At 63.6% G+C, this 12,956-nt stretch carries 15 protein-coding genes; 4 read left to right on the top strand and 11 right to left on the bottom strand.

The genetic code is table 11. The annotated features are described in order from the left end of the window. Nucleotides 1-2: 2 nt before the first annotated feature. From AC22G6_RS06315 to AC22G6_RS06295, 5 genes are all read right to left on the bottom strand, one after another. Entirely contained in the window at nt 3-584 is a 582-nt protein-coding gene (locus AC22G6_RS06315; protein ID WP_487366066.1) for a peroxidase-related enzyme, read from the bottom strand. Nucleotides 585-701: 117 nt separating this feature from the next. Then, nucleotides 702-1,685: an acrylyl-CoA reductase (NADPH) gene (gene acuI, locus AC22G6_RS06310; RefSeq protein WP_487366065.1), complete on the bottom strand. Its 984-nt coding sequence runs from the start codon at nt 1,683-1,685 to the stop codon at nt 702-704. Between the two features lie 24 nt (nt 1,686-1,709). Next, nucleotides 1,710-2,348, bottom strand: coding sequence for an acrylate utilization transcriptional regulator AcuR (gene acuR / locus AC22G6_RS06305; protein WP_487366064.1), 639 nt, complete (start codon nt 2,346-2,348; stop codon nt 1,710-1,712). A 101-nt stretch (nt 2,349-2,449) separates the two neighbouring features. Then, a complete protein-coding gene (gene msrA, locus AC22G6_RS06300; protein WP_487366063.1) occupies nt 2,450-3,076 on the bottom strand; it encodes a peptide-methionine (S)-S-oxide reductase MsrA in 627 nt (208 codons plus the stop codon). 43 nt (nt 3,077-3,119) lie between these two features. Beyond that, complete coding sequence (locus AC22G6_RS06295; RefSeq protein WP_487366062.1) at nt 3,120-3,317, bottom strand: hypothetical protein; 198 nt, start codon at nt 3,315-3,317, stop codon at nt 3,120-3,122. A gap of 191 nt (nt 3,318-3,508) precedes the next feature. On the opposite strand from AC22G6_RS06295, the gene AC22G6_RS06290 reads away from it, so the two are divergent. The 3 genes from AC22G6_RS06290 (at nt 3,509) to AC22G6_RS06280 (ending at nt 6,327) form a co-directional block, all read left to right on the top strand. After that, a complete protein-coding gene (locus AC22G6_RS06290; protein WP_487366061.1) occupies nt 3,509-4,429 on the top strand; it encodes a lytic transglycosylase domain-containing protein in 921 nt (306 codons plus the stop codon). 122 nt (nt 4,430-4,551) lie between these two features. Next, nucleotides 4,552-5,589 (top strand): sensor domain-containing diguanylate cyclase, encoded by a 1,038-nt coding sequence (locus AC22G6_RS06285; RefSeq protein WP_487366060.1) that lies wholly within the window; start codon nt 4,552-4,554, stop codon nt 5,587-5,589. Between the two features lie 276 nt (nt 5,590-5,865). Continuing rightward, nucleotides 5,866-6,327, top strand: a complete 462-nt coding sequence (locus tag AC22G6_RS06280; protein WP_487366059.1) for a c-type cytochrome — start codon at nt 5,866-5,868, stop codon at nt 6,325-6,327. An 88-nt stretch (nt 6,328-6,415) separates the two neighbouring features. On the opposite strand, the gene AC22G6_RS06275 is transcribed toward AC22G6_RS06280, so the two are convergent. Together AC22G6_RS06275 and AC22G6_RS06270 are read right to left on the bottom strand one after the other, a co-directional pair. Further along, a complete protein-coding gene (locus tag AC22G6_RS06275) occupies nt 6,416-8,413 on the bottom strand; it encodes a UvrD-helicase domain-containing protein (protein WP_108950099.1) in 1,998 nt (665 codons plus the stop codon). A gap of 100 nt (nt 8,414-8,513) precedes the next feature. Then, nucleotides 8,514-9,194: a DUF4197 domain-containing protein gene (locus tag AC22G6_RS06270; RefSeq protein ID WP_108950098.1), complete on the bottom strand. Its 681-nt coding sequence runs from the start codon at nt 9,192-9,194 to the stop codon at nt 8,514-8,516. A gap of 160 nt (nt 9,195-9,354) precedes the next feature. Between AC22G6_RS06270 and AC22G6_RS06265 the strand changes: the two genes are divergently transcribed. Next, complete coding sequence (locus tag AC22G6_RS06265) at nt 9,355-10,098, top strand: pentapeptide repeat-containing protein (RefSeq protein WP_487366058.1); 744 nt, start codon at nt 9,355-9,357, stop codon at nt 10,096-10,098. Nucleotides 10,099-10,156: 58 nt separating this feature from the next. On the opposite strand, the gene lipA is transcribed toward AC22G6_RS06265, so the two are convergent. From lipA to AC22G6_RS06245, 4 genes are read right to left on the bottom strand one after another with little or no spacing between them, the layout of a single operon-like run. Continuing rightward, nucleotides 10,157-11,104: a lipoyl synthase gene (gene lipA / locus AC22G6_RS06260; RefSeq protein WP_108950096.1), complete on the bottom strand. Its 948-nt coding sequence runs from the start codon at nt 11,102-11,104 to the stop codon at nt 10,157-10,159. Between the two features lie 46 nt (nt 11,105-11,150). After that, entirely contained in the window at nt 11,151-11,801 is a 651-nt protein-coding gene (gene lipB, locus AC22G6_RS06255) for a lipoyl(octanoyl) transferase LipB (RefSeq protein WP_487366057.1), read from the bottom strand. Further along, nucleotides 11,798-12,082, bottom strand: coding sequence for a YbeD family protein (locus tag AC22G6_RS06250; RefSeq protein WP_108950094.1), 285 nt, complete (start codon nt 12,080-12,082; stop codon nt 11,798-11,800). Before AC22G6_RS06250 ends, lipB begins: the two co-directional genes overlap by 4 nt. Then, complete coding sequence (locus AC22G6_RS06245) at nt 12,075-12,932, bottom strand: D-amino acid aminotransferase (protein WP_487366056.1); 858 nt, start codon at nt 12,930-12,932, stop codon at nt 12,075-12,077. The genes AC22G6_RS06250 and AC22G6_RS06245 overlap by 8 nt, the downstream gene beginning before the upstream one ends. Between the last annotated feature and the right edge of the window lie 24 nt (nt 12,933-12,956).

Here is a 12,956-nt window from a genome sequence, read left to right as displayed (position 1 = left end):
GCTCAGGCCTTGGGCATGCGGCCCATCAGGTAGAACTGCTCGTTGGGCGGCGTACCGGTGAGGTGCACCAGGCGGTTGCTCATGCTGAAGAACGCGGTGATCGCGCCGATGTCCCAGATGGCCTCGTCGTCAAAGCCGTGTTCGCGCAGCGCGTCCATGTCGGCGGCTTCGATTTCTCCGCCGCGGGTCGACAGCTTGACCGCGAAATCGAGCATCGCGCGCTGACGCGGCGTGATCTCGGCCTTGCGGTAGTTGGTCGCCAGCTGGTCGGCAACACGCGGGTTCTTGGCGCGAATACGCAACACCGCGCCGTGCGCGACGACACAGTACAGACACTCACTCACGCCCGAGGTGGCGACCACGATCATCTCGCGCTCGGCCTTTGACAGGCCGACATCCTTTTCCATCAACGCATCGTGATAGTCAAAAAAGGCGCGGAATTCGGCCGGGCGATGCGCAAGCATCAGAAACACATTGGGAATGAAGCCAGCCTTTTCCTGCACCGCCAGAATCCTGTTGCGGATGTCCTCGGGCAACTCGGTGAGTTCGGGAACAGGGAAGCGGCTGATGGAACGATCGGTCATGCGGGTCTCCTCACAAAAAGTGCCTGTAATTGTTATAGGCGACTGAAAAATCAGCTCACTGACGCTACGGTGGCCGCGCACACTGACGCGGCCACCGGCTCCGTAATTAACGCTTGATCAGCGATTCACATCGACCACGACGCGACCGCGGATCTTGCCATCGAGCAGATCGGAAGCCGCCGGGATGGCATCCGACAGCGCGATCTCGTGGGTGATGAGATCGAGCTTGCTGACATCGAGGTCACGCGCCAGACGGGCCCAGGCTTCGAGGCGATCGACACGCGGGCACATCACGCTGTCGACACCGGCAAGGGTGACGCCGCGCAGGATGAAGGGCGCCACCGTGGCGGGGAAGTCCATGCCCTGGGCGAGACCGCAGGCGGTGACCACACCGCGATAGCGGGTGCTGGCGCAGACGTTGGCCAGGGTGTGGCTGCCGACGGTATCCACCGCACCGGCCCAGCGCTCTTTTGCGAGCGGGCGGCCAGCTGCGGAGAACTGCGCGCGGTCGATGATCTCTGCCGCTCCGAGCGACTTCAGGTAATCCGCTTCCTGCGGACGCCCGGTGGAGGCCACCACGGTGTAGCCGAGCTTGGCCAGCAGGGCCACGGCCACGCTGCCCACGCCGCCATTGGCGCCGGTCACCAGGATTTCGCCCTTGTCCGGGGTCACGCCGTGGCGCTCAAGCGCCAGCACGCACAGCATCGCGGTATAGCCGGCGGTGCCGATGGCCATCGCCTGCTTCGGCGTAAATGCCGAGGGCAGCGGCACCAGCCACTCGCCCTTGAGCTTTGCCTTCTGTGCCAGGCCGCCCCAGTGCCCTTCACCCACGCCCCAGCCATTGAGCACGACCGCGTCGCCGACGGCGATGCCTTCATGGCTGCTCGACTCGACGGTGCCGACCAGGTCGATACCCGGTACCAGCGGAAACTTGCGCACGACCGGACCCTTGCCGGTGATCGCGAGACCGTCCTTGTAGTTCAGCGTGCTGTACTGGACGTTGACGGTCACATCGCCCTCGGGCAGCTGTGCCTCGTCGATGTCGCTCAGCGTGGCGCGATAACCGGCGTCGTCCTTCTCGATCAGAATGCCCTTGAACATGTATCTCTCCTCCTGTGGGTGTACTTATGCCCCGCGCGGCAAAGCCGCGAGGAAACCTTGGTAAAAACGATCCAGCGGATCGGCATTGCGCACGAGCTTGGCTCTGAGCACCGCACCTTCCCAGCCGATCCAGAAAAACTCGGCAAGCGCCGCCGCATCGGCATCGGGCGCGAGCTGCCCGCATCTCTTCGCTGCCTCGAAGCAGTGCGCGAGACGCTGCTGCCAGTCGCAAAACACTGCTTCGAGCTGGACCCGGTAGCTCTCGTTGAGCGCACCCAGCTCCTGCCCCAGGTTGCCGATCAGACAGCCGCGACGAAACTCGAAGCGCGACATGCCCGCCTTGGCGTCCGCCACGAAAGCGGACAGACGCTCAAGCGGCGGCGTGGCTTCGTCCAGCAGCCAGCGATCCAGCTTGCGTGCAAAGTAGTTCGCGTATTGCGCGATGACGGCCGCGCCGAACTCTTCCTTGCTGCTGAAGTAGTAATAGAACGAACCCTTCGGCACCCCGGCACGCTTCAGCACCAGATCGATACCGGTGCTGGCAAAGCCATGCTCGGTCAGGATCTCGGTGCCGGCGCGCATCAGGACCTCGCGGGTATGGTCGCGCGCGCCCTCTTGGCGTGGGGGGCGACCGCGTCGGCGAGCAGTGATCTCTTCAGTCATGAATTTATTATTAGACCGGTCAGTTAATAAATCAAGGAAAATATTCGGCCATCGCGTCGACGGCCGCAAACGGATCGGACTTCACGGGGCCCGGGAAAGGCTCAGCGACTGCCCCAAATGCGCTCCAGCTGGGCATCGCGGCCGCAGCCGCGACGGTAGTAGTTGTAGCGCAGCGGGTTCTTCTTGTAGTAATCCTGATGGTATTCCTCGGCTGGATAGAAGGCTGAGGCCGCGAGGATTTCGGTATGGATGCGCGACACCTTGCCGCTCTTGAGCAAGGCCTCCCGGCTGGCTTCAGCCACCGTGCGCTCGGCTTCGTTCTGCCAGTAAATGCCGGAACGGTACTGCGAGCCGACATCGCAGAACTGGCGATTTCTTGCGGTCGGGTCGATGGTGCGCCAGAAATACTCCACCAGTTGCGGATAGCTGACGCGGGCGGGGTCATAGACCACACGAACCGCCTCGGTATGTCCGGTATTGCCCGCACTGACCTGCTCGTAAGTCGGGTTGACCTCCTTGCCGGCGGTATAGCCCGACTCCGCCGAGACCACCCCGGGCAGCTTCTCGAAATCGGCCTCGGTGCACCAGAAACACCCGCCCGCGAAGATCGCCGTCGCGGTTGCTGCCGGGCTCGTCACAGCGCCGCCGTCGGCGGCAAACGTCATCGTCGCAGCAGCGCTGCCGATCAATACAGCCGTCAGCGCAAGGGCTGCCGTGTTCCGCTTCATCGATGTCACTCCTTGCATTGATTCGTGGGCCCGCATCCGGTGGCTACTTCGCGGGCGAAGGCCGTGCGCCCTGCCCCTTGCCGGATTCGAGTGCCGTTTCATCCAAGCCGGCAAGCGGTGCTTTCATGAGCGCATCGAACTCGGCCTGACCAAGATAATCGAGATCCCAGTGCGAGGTATGGGCGAGCTTCACCTCGTCCTGAATGATGCTGAACCTGTGCTGCTTCGCCGGCATGTCCATGGTGACGCTCTCTGTTGAGGTTACGGGAGTGCGACCGCCGGGACGGGCCCTTCGTTCCTTTCGCCCGGACGCTGTCGCCATTGTCGCGACCGGCGCATCAATCTGCCGCGGTTGGTGTCAGCGTTCACATCCCTCTGCGAACGTCCGCGCTACAGTCGAAGCATCAATCACCCACCTGCGATTGCGCCACGATGCGTACTGCCATCCACCTTCTGACTGCGAGCGTGCTGCTGTTGTGCACCATGCCCGGCTTTGCCGGCAGCAGCAGTGCGGGCGGCGATGCGCCTGCATGGACGGACGAGCCCCCGGTACTCGCCCGCATGCTTGAAGAAGGCTACCGCGCAGAGCGCAGCCGCCTGCCTCGACTGGCGGCCGAGCGCTATTGCACTGCTGCGCGCTACGGCAGCACCGAAGCACAGTTCCACCTCGGCCGCCTGCTGCTGCAGCACCGCGGCATGGACGAGCAGCGCGACAGTGCGACGAACCTGCTGGCGCTGGCCGCACGCCAGGGCCATGAGGCCGCGCAGGCCTTGCTTGCGAGCGGCAGGAACGTGACCGACGTCGGCACCGATCTGCCGGACTGCCTGTACTCGGACGAGACCGGTTCGCTCGCCGACAGCGGAGCAGCAGTGCCGCATGAAGTGGTGGAACGCTTCGTCGCCTCGCTGTCGGTCGAACGCCGCCGTCATGCGCGCCTGGTCCAGCGCCTGGCGCCGGGCTACGACGTCGATCCGCGGCTGGCACTGGCCATCGTGCGCACCGAATCCAACTTCAATGCCGACGCCCGCTCGCCCAGGAACGCGCAAGGCCTGATGCAGCTCATTCCCGATACGGCCGAGCGCTTCGGCGTGCGCAATATCATGGACCCGGAGCAGAACGTACGCGGCGGCTTGGCCTACCTGCGCTGGCTGCTGCAGCGTTTCGAGGGCGACGTGCTGATGACGGCGGCCGCGTACAACGCCGGCGAAGGGGCTGTAGAGCGCTATGGCGGCGTTCCGCCCTATGATGAAACCCAGGAATATGTGCGCCGCATCATGGCGTTCTATCGCGCATCGCAGCATGAGCAACCGGCGCTCCGCATCCTTGCATCGGCCCGTCCGCAGGACAGCTGAACGCAGGCACGCGCAGCACTTCATGCTCCCCGCTTAAGCGGGCGGGCGCCGGCTGCGACTTGCATTCCCTTGTTATGCGGAGGATATTTGCGTCCTCTCCAGTCACATCGACCACCATGCGCATGGATCCGCCCCTGGACAAAGCAGGTGAAGGCCTGTCGGCTCGGCACGCCGCCGCAGCCCGCTGGTTGCCGGCTGCAAACTTCATGCTGGCGGAAGGCATCGACAGCTGCCCGATTCCGATTTTCGTCCTCGATCGCAACCATGTCATTGCGCACTGGAACCGTGCCCTGGCGGCCCTGTCCGGTCTGCCCCCGGAGCGCCAGATCGGCACCTGCAACCAATGGGAAGCCTTCTATCCCAGCGCACGTCCGACGCTCGCCGACCTTGTGCTGGACGGCGCGCTCGAGGACAGGATCAACCAGTTCTATCACGAGAAATCCCGCCCCTCGCCACTGACACCGGGTGCCTTCGAGGCCGAGGACTTCTTCCCGGCCATCGGCGACGGCGGACGCTGGCTGTTCTTCACTGCGGCACCGCTGCACGACGAGGCGGGCGAAGTCGTCGGCGCGATCGAGACCCTGCAGGACGTCACCGAACAGAAGCGCGCCGAGCAGGCCTTGCGCGACAGCGAGGCACGCTACCGCCTGCTGAGCATCACCGACGGGCTCACCGGCCTGTACAACGCCCGTCACTTCTTCGCCCGCCTCGAAACGGAGTGCGAGCGGGCCAGCCGCTACCGTCAGCCGCTGTCGATGCTGCTGCTCGACGCCGACAACTTCAAGCAGCTGAATGACACCTACGGCCACCTGGAAGGCGACTGCGTGCTGCAGGCGCTGGCAAAAGTCATCACGGACAGTACCCGCAGCACCGACACCAACTTCCGTTACGGCGGTGAAGAGTTCGCCCTGCTGCTGCCGGGTACCGGGCTGGACGAGGCCGAACAACTCGCCCACCGCCTGTGCGCCGCCTTTGCCGGCACGGCCGTGGTGCTGTCTTCCGGCATCGTGATCCGGTGCACGATCAGCATTGGCGTGTCGCAGTTTCGGCCGGGCGAGAAACCCGCCGCTTTCATGCACCGTGCGGACCAGGGCATCTATGAAGCCAAGGGCCGGGGGCGCAACTGCGTTGTTGCCACCGATGCAGATACGCCGGGCTGAGACAGGGCACGCGAAAGGCTGCGCACATTCTTGCATGTCCGGTGCTATGGCCTCACTGAGGCATGGGTGATAAAATGCGGCCTGTTTTTAGGGTTTTTGCCCTGATGCCTGTCAAGGCACGGCTTTTCGTGCAAGTTTTTTGGCAGGCAGGCGGTCTGAAATGCTGCCTGGGGCCCAAACACGCTTTCAGCGGAACCGCTTCTGAGGCGGTTTTTTTGTGAGCGGATAACCGTTTCCAACTTTTTGCTTTGCCTCGCGCCAGTCAAAGGATCCAGCATGTCGGTACATCGCGCCCAGAACGCCGCCCAGCGGCCCTCCCGCCTCGCCCTGCCGGTAATCGCCGTCGCTGCAGCCATGCTGCTCACAGGCTGTGGCCAGCAGAACACGGTTGATCCGGAACTCACCGCGACGCTTATCCAGCCTGTCGCCAAACTCGAGGTCAAGGTCTCCAAGGTTGCCCCGGGCAGCCGCACCGGCGAACAGATCTACAAGGCCGTCTGCGCCAGCTGCCACGACTCCGGCGCACTGAACTCCCCCAAGACCGGTGATGCCGGTGCCTGGGCGTCCCGCATCGCGCTGGGCTTCGACGGCCTGACCAGCTCGGCCATTGCCGGCAAGAACAGCATGCCCGCACGCGGCGGCGCAAGCGACCTGACCGACACCGAAGTGAAGCGCGCAGTCGCCTTCCTGGTGAACAAGGCAGGTGCGAACTTCACCGAGCCGCCGGTCGAGCAGTAATCGGGGCCCGGTCCCGGAAAACAGAAGGGCAGCCGCTGGCTGCCCTTTTTTACGTCCGCCTGCCGGCCCCGACCGGCCCGGCGCAGCGTCAGGCGCCGGGCTTGCTGCGCGCTTCGAGCATGGCCATCAGATTGGCTGCTCGCGCGCGCCCTTCCTCGTTCGACACCGGGCCGCTCTTCTTGCGGTCGTTGATACGGATGTCGCCCCCCATCTCGGCGATGAAACGCGAAGGCTCGCACACGCGCACCTCCTTGCCCGCCTTGCGCCGTTCGCACCAGGTGATATTGAGGCTGCGCTGCGCACGGGTGATGCCGACGTACATCAGGCGCCGCTCTTCCTCGACCTTGTCCTCGTCGATGCTGCTCTGGTGCGGCAGGAAACCTTCTTCGACGCCGATCAGGAAGACATGGGGGAACTCCAGCCCCTTGGACGCGTGCAGGGTGGCGAGCTGCACGCCGTCAAAGTCGGGATCTTCCTTGTCCAGCATCGAGATCAGCGCGATGGTCTGGGTCAGCTCGATCAGGTTCTTGCCGTCCTCCGCGCCCTTGCGCCCGAGCCAGTCGACGAAATCGCGCACGTTGCTCCATTTGGTCTCGGCCTCGCGCGTCGTGCAGTGCTCGAACAGCCAGGCCTCGTAGCGGATCGCGGTGAGGAGATCCTCGAGCAGCTGCGCCGCCGGCTCACGCGTGGCGCGGTACTGCATGCGATTGATGAAGCCGGCGAACTGCTGCACGCCTTCGAGCTGCTTCGGATTCAGGTGCTGCGCCGCGCCCTCCTCGAACACCGCGGCGAACAGGCTGATGTGACGGTGCCCGGCATAGTTGCCCAGCGCTTCGATCGTTGCCGCGCCGACGCCCCGCCTGGGCACGGTGATGGCGCGAATGAAGGCAAGATCGTCGTCCTCGTTCATCAGCAGACGCAGGTAGGAGATCAGGTCGCGGATCTCGGGCTTGTCGAAAAAGCTCTGCCCGCCTGAAATCACGTAGGGGATGTGCTGGTTGCGCAACTGCTGCTCGATGATCCGCGCCTGATGATTGCCGCGGTACAGGATCGCGTAGTCCTTGAAGCGGGTACGGTTCTCGAACTTGTGCGCGGTGATCTTCATCGCCACGGTTTCGGCTTCACGATCGGGGTCGGGGCAGTTGGTGACCACGATCTGCTCGCCAATGCCGTGCTCGGACCACAGCCGCTTCTCGAACAGCTTTTCGTTGTTGGCGATCACCGTGTTGGCCGCTTCGAGAATGCGGCGCGACGAGCGGTAGTTCTGCTCGAGCTTGATCACCTTCAGCTTCGGGTAATCGACCTGCAGCAAGCGCAGGTTCTCGACGTCGGCGCCGCGCCACGCATAAATGGCCTGATCGTCGTCGCCCACCGCGGTGAATGCGCCACGCACGCCCGAGAGCAGGCGCAGCAGGCGGTACTGCGCACGGTTGGTGTCCTGGTACTCGTCCACCAGCAGGTAGCGCAGCCGGTTCTGCCAGCGCTCGCGCACCTCGGGGTTTTCGTCGAACAGCCTCACCGGCAGCGAAATCAGGTCGTCGAAATCGACCGCCTGGTAGGCACGCAGCGTGCGCTCGTACTCCTTGTACAGCAGCGCCGCGGTGGAGGCGATCTCGTTGTCGGCCAGTTGCGCAGCCTCCTCCGGCGTGATCATCGCGTTCTTCCACGACGAGATCTGCCACTGCATCTGCTTGGCAATGCCCTTGTCGTTGTCGCCAGACACGTCGGAGACGATCTGTACCGTGTCCGAAGAATCGAGAATGGAAAACTGCGGCTTGAGCCCGCAATGCACCGCTTCCTGTCGGATGATCCGCACGCCGAGCGCATGAAAGGTACACACCGTGAGACCGCCCGGCACGCGGCCGCCCATCAGGTGGGCGACACGCTCCTGCATCTCCCTGGCCGCCTTGTTGGTAAAGGTGATCGCAGCGATGTTCTTTGCGCTGATCCCGCACTCGTTGATCAGGTGCGCGATCTTCTGCGTGATGACCCGCGTCTTGCCACTGCCCGCACCGGCGAGCACGAGACAGGGACCGTCCAGATAGTGGATGGCTTCACGTTGGGGAGCGTTGAGGAGGGCTGACATCTGAAGGGGACCGGAAAAGCAATGCCGCCCGGACAGGCGGCATTGCGGAAGTGTACCCCAAGCCTTGCTCGCGCGCTGCCGGCGCGATCAGGCAGGCGGCTCAGAGTGCGCCGAAGATCTTCTTCGCCAGACCGCCAACCGCACCGACCGGGTCCTTGCGGATCGCACGCTCTTCCTCGGCGATCATCAGGTACAGGCCGTCGAGCGCCTTGCGCGTCACATAGTTCTCGATCTGGGCATCCTCACCCTTCACCAGACCGATACCGGCCGCCTGACCCGCCAGCTTGTTGTACTGACCGGACAGCTCGAGCTTGTCGGTGCTCTTCTTGACCGCCGGCAGGAACAGTTTGGTGAGCTGGTCCTGGGTCTTCTCGCGGAAGTAGCTGGTCACCGAATCGTCGCCCCCCGTCAGGATGTTCTTGGCGTCGGTGACGCTCATCTGCTTCACCGCGTTGGCCAGCAGCGTCTTTGCCTCGGGCACGGCGGCTTCGGCTGCGCGGTTCATCGTGGTCACGAGTTCGTCGAGGTCCTTGCCGCGCCCGGTCATGCGAATCAGCGGCTCGGCCTGGGCCAGCCCGTCGGGCAAGGGAATCTTCACCTTGTCGTTATTGAGAAAGCCGCCGTTACGTCCAAGCAGCTCGACTGCGCGGCTGGCGCCCTGACTCAGGGCCTCTTTAAGGCCACCCGAGGCCTCACTGTCGGTAAACGCGGCCAGTCCGCCGGCCGCCCACACCGGTGCGCTGATGACAAGAAAGGCGAAAACTCTCAGAATGGAACGCATGGCATCCTCCACAAGATCAAGCGATTAGTATGCAGCAGCGGGACGTCGATGCAATTGCGGTTTTCATCCCCGATACGAGGCCCACTGGGCTGACGCCTCCCGACAGCCCGATGTCTCCCGGCACACCGACCGGCTTCGACACCCCACCCGCCGTAACCGCATGAGGCCGCATCTTTCGCGTGCCGTCATTGATAATTCTGTGCATGCGGGCAAACCAATCGGCCCGGACGCTATCCAACAGGCTGAATCACGCCCATACCAAGCGGACAACATGCTGAAAAAAACCCTTCCGTTGATCATCGCTTTCATCGCCGTCACTGCTGCCCACGCCCAGGAGCGTCGCAACGTGGGCGGCTGCGACATCCGGCGCGGCACCTTGTGCACCAGCCTGAACCTGAACGGCGCGGACCTGGCCGGCGTCAATCTGATGAACTCTCAGTTCACCCGCAGCAGTCTCGCCGGCGCCAACCTGCGCGGTGCCGAGCTGGGCGAAGCCAACTTTTCCTACACCGATCTGCGCGGCACGGATCTGCGCGAGGCGTCGATGTCGCGCATCAACCTCAAAGGGGCGCGGCTGAATGAGGCCAGGCTTGCCGGCGCGGACTTGCATGGCGCAACGTTTCAGAATGCAGACCTGAGCGCCGCCGATCTGTCCGACACCATCCTTACCGGGGCGGACTTCACCAACGCCCGCCTGGGCGGCGCACAGTTGAAGAATGCGGACATGCAGCGCGCCAACCTGCGCGCGGCGAACCTGAAAGGCGCCTCGCTTGTCGGCGCCAACCTTCAGGGCGTGAATTTCAACCGGGCATCGCTCGTCGACGCCGATCTGACCGGCGCCAAACTTGGCGGCGCGATCTTTCTCGGCACGCAAACCGAGGGCTGCATCGGCTGCCCCGACTGAGGGCGGGCAGTGCAAGGGAAAACGCTGAGCCTTGCCCGGCGCTTTCCCTGAACACGCCTCAGGCGACGCCGGCGCCGTGCGCCTGCTGATCGGCCCAGTAGCTCGAACGCACCATCGGTCCGCAGGCTGCGTTGCGGAAACCCATCTTCAGTGCTTCGGTTTCGAACATCTTGAACGTGTCAGGATGGACGTAGCGCAGCACCGGCAGGTGACCGCCCGAAGGCTGCAGGTACTGACCGATGGTCAGCATGTCGACGTTGTGCGCACGAAGGTCGCGCAGCACTTCGAGGATTTCGTCGTCGGTTTCACCCAGGCCGACCATCAGGCCGGACTTGGTCAGCACTTCGGGATGACGTGCCTTGAACTGCTTGAGCAGCTCGAGCGAGTAGGCATAGTCGGAGCCGGGACGGGCCTGCTTGTACAGACGCGGCACGGTCTCGAGGTTGTGGTTCATGACGTCGGGCGGCGCCTGGTCGAAGATGTCGAGCGCGATGTCCATGCGCCCGCGGAAGTCGGGCACCAGCACCTCGATGGTGGTCTTGGGCGACGCCTTGCGGGTTTCGGTGATGCACTCGACGAAGTGCTGCGCACCGCCATCACGCAGATCGTCACGGTCGACCGAGGTGATCACCACGTAGTTGAGGCGCATCGCGGCAATCGTCTTGGCCAGATCGACCGGCTCGTTGACGTTCAGCGGGTCCGGACGGCCATGACCGACGTCGCAGAACGGACAGCGGCGGGTGCAGATGTCGCCCATGATCATGAAGGTGGCCGTGCCCTTGCCGAAACACTCATGAATGTTGGGGCAGGAGGCTTCCTCGCACACGGTGTGCAGCTTGTGCTCGCGCAGCGTGTCCTTGATCTCGTTGAAGCGCTCGGCCTCGACGCCGGCACCAAGCTTGATGCGGATCCACTCGGGCTTCTTCAGGCGCTCGGCGGGCACGATCTTGATCGGGATTCGGGCCGTCTTGTCGGCGCCACGCTGCTTGCGAACGGGGGTTTCCATGGTCTCTGTCTCTATTGTTGGGAATTCATCAAGCGCATTGTGCCCATCAGGGCGCCGCACTCATAGCGGGCGCATCCGCAACCGGGCTCACGGGCGGCGGAAGCAGGCGGTCGAGATGGCCGAGCAGGCGCTCACCCGCACCCGCAACGGTTTCGGTCACGCCGAAATCGCGCAGCTGCACGGTCTTGAGCCCTTCGTAACCACAGGGATTGATCCAGCTGAAGGGCGTGAGATCCATGTCGACGTTGAGGCTCAGGCCATGATAACTGCAGCCGTTGCGCACGCGCAGACCAAGTGCAGCCACCTTGGCACCGTCGATATACACACCCGGCGCACCATCCTTGCGCACGGCATTCAGACCGTATTCGGCCAGGGTATCGATGATCGCCTGCTCCATCAGTGACACCAGCTCGCGCACCTTGAGCCGGCGCCGGTGCAGGTCGAGCAGCAGATAGACCACCAGCTGGCCGGGCCCGTGATAGGTGATCTGACCGCCGCGGTCGATCTTGACCAGCGGAATGCCGGCGTCGTTGCGCAGCAGATGCTCGGGAAGCCCGGCCTGCCCGAGGGTGTAGACCGGAGGATGCTCAAGCAGCCAGATTTCGTCCGGCGTGCCTTCATTGCGCCCGGCTGTGAACACCCGCATCGCCTCGAGTGCCGGTTCGTACTCGACAAGACCGAGGCGCTTGATGATCACAGCACCACCTTGACCATCGGGTGCGCCGTGAGCTCGCGATACATCGAATCGACCTGCAACTGCGATACCGCACGGAAGGTGCAGGTGATCGCAAGGTAGTTGCCCTTGCTCGAGGGCCGCATCTCCACGGTCGCCACATCGAAATCCGGCGCATGGGTCAGCACGACCTCGGTCACCGCCTGGGCGAAACCATCCACCCGCGCGCCCATGATCTTGATGGGAAAGTCACAGGGAAACTCGAGCAGCGTCTGTCGGGTTTCTTGCTTGTTCTGATCATCCACTACGCATCACCGTATTCTTGAAGTCCTGATACCACGCATACATCTGCTGCCCCAGCGGGCCCGGACGGCCATTGCCGACCGCTTTGTCATCGAGCCGGGTAATCGGCAGCACTTCCTTGGTCGACGAGGTCATCCACAGCTCATCTGCATGGCGCACCTCGTCTTCGAGAATTTCACGTACCTCATGCTTCAAGCCGTGGCTGACGGCGAGCTCGAGCACCACATCGTAGGTGATGCCGGGCAGCATCAGGTGGCTCTTGGGCGGCGTCAGCACCACGCCGTCCTTGACCATGAAAATGTTCGACGACGACCCTTCGGTCAGGAAACCGTCGCGAAACAGTACGGTTTCGACGCACCCCTGATCGATCGCATGCTGACGAAGCAGACAGTTTGCGAGCAGGGCCACGGTCTTGAGGTCACAGCGCAGCCAGCGGAAATCCGCTGCGCTGACGCAGGCCACGCCTTCTTCGCGCTGATAGTCCGGCGGCGTGATCAGCTGTTCGCTCATCAGGAACACCGTCGGCCGCACCACCTTGGGAAACGCATGATTGCGCTTGTCGTCCGCACCGCGGGAGACCTGCAGATAGACCGACTGGTCCTCCCAGACGTTACGGTCGATCACCTCACGAATGATTGCGGCCCACTCGTCAGGACGATGCGGATTCGGCAGCCGGATGGAAGCCAGCGTGCTCTCGAGACGGGCGACATGCTCCTCCAGCCGGAAGGGATGGCGCGAATACACCGGGATGACTTCGTAGGCACCGTCACCGAAGAGAAATCCGCGGTCCATCGGCGACACCTGCGCTTCGTCGAGTGGCTGATAACGTCCGTTCAGATAACACAGGCTCACAACATCCTCCACTACTCCCCGGTC

The organism is Parazoarcus sp. PS-13 R2A (genome assembly GCF_057621855.1).
Note: the sequence above shows the minus strand (reverse complement) of the source record. Positions and strands in the feature narration are given on the sequence as shown.

Coding starts and splice junctions, on each gene's coding strand:
- AC22G6_RS06315 (WP_487366066.1), bottom strand. CDS start 584: ATGACCGATCGTTCCATCAGCCGCTTCCCTGTTCCCGAACTCACCGAG.
- acuI (WP_487366065.1), bottom strand. CDS start 1,685: ATGTTCAAGGGCATTCTGATCGAGAAGGACGACGCCGGTTATCGCGCC.
- acuR (WP_487366064.1), bottom strand. CDS start 2,348: ATGACTGAAGAGATCACTGCTCGCCGACGCGGTCGCCCCCCACGCCAA.
- msrA (WP_487366063.1), bottom strand. CDS start 3,076: ATGAAGCGGAACACGGCAGCCCTTGCGCTGACGGCTGTATTGATCGGC.
- AC22G6_RS06295 (WP_487366062.1), bottom strand. CDS start 3,317: ATGGACATGCCGGCGAAGCAGCACAGGTTCAGCATCATTCAGGACGAG.
- AC22G6_RS06290 (WP_487366061.1), top strand. CDS start 3,509: ATGCGTACTGCCATCCACCTTCTGACTGCGAGCGTGCTGCTGTTGTGC.
- AC22G6_RS06285 (WP_487366060.1), top strand. CDS start 4,552: ATGGATCCGCCCCTGGACAAAGCAGGTGAAGGCCTGTCGGCTCGGCAC.
- AC22G6_RS06280 (WP_487366059.1), top strand. CDS start 5,866: ATGTCGGTACATCGCGCCCAGAACGCCGCCCAGCGGCCCTCCCGCCTC.
- AC22G6_RS06275 (WP_108950099.1), bottom strand. CDS start 8,413: ATGTCAGCCCTCCTCAACGCTCCCCAACGTGAAGCCATCCACTATCTG.
- AC22G6_RS06270 (WP_108950098.1), bottom strand. CDS start 9,194: ATGCGTTCCATTCTGAGAGTTTTCGCCTTTCTTGTCATCAGCGCACCG.
- AC22G6_RS06265 (WP_487366058.1), top strand. CDS start 9,355: ATGAGGCCGCATCTTTCGCGTGCCGTCATTGATAATTCTGTGCATGCG.
- lipA (WP_108950096.1), bottom strand. CDS start 11,104: ATGGAAACCCCCGTTCGCAAGCAGCGTGGCGCCGACAAGACGGCCCGA.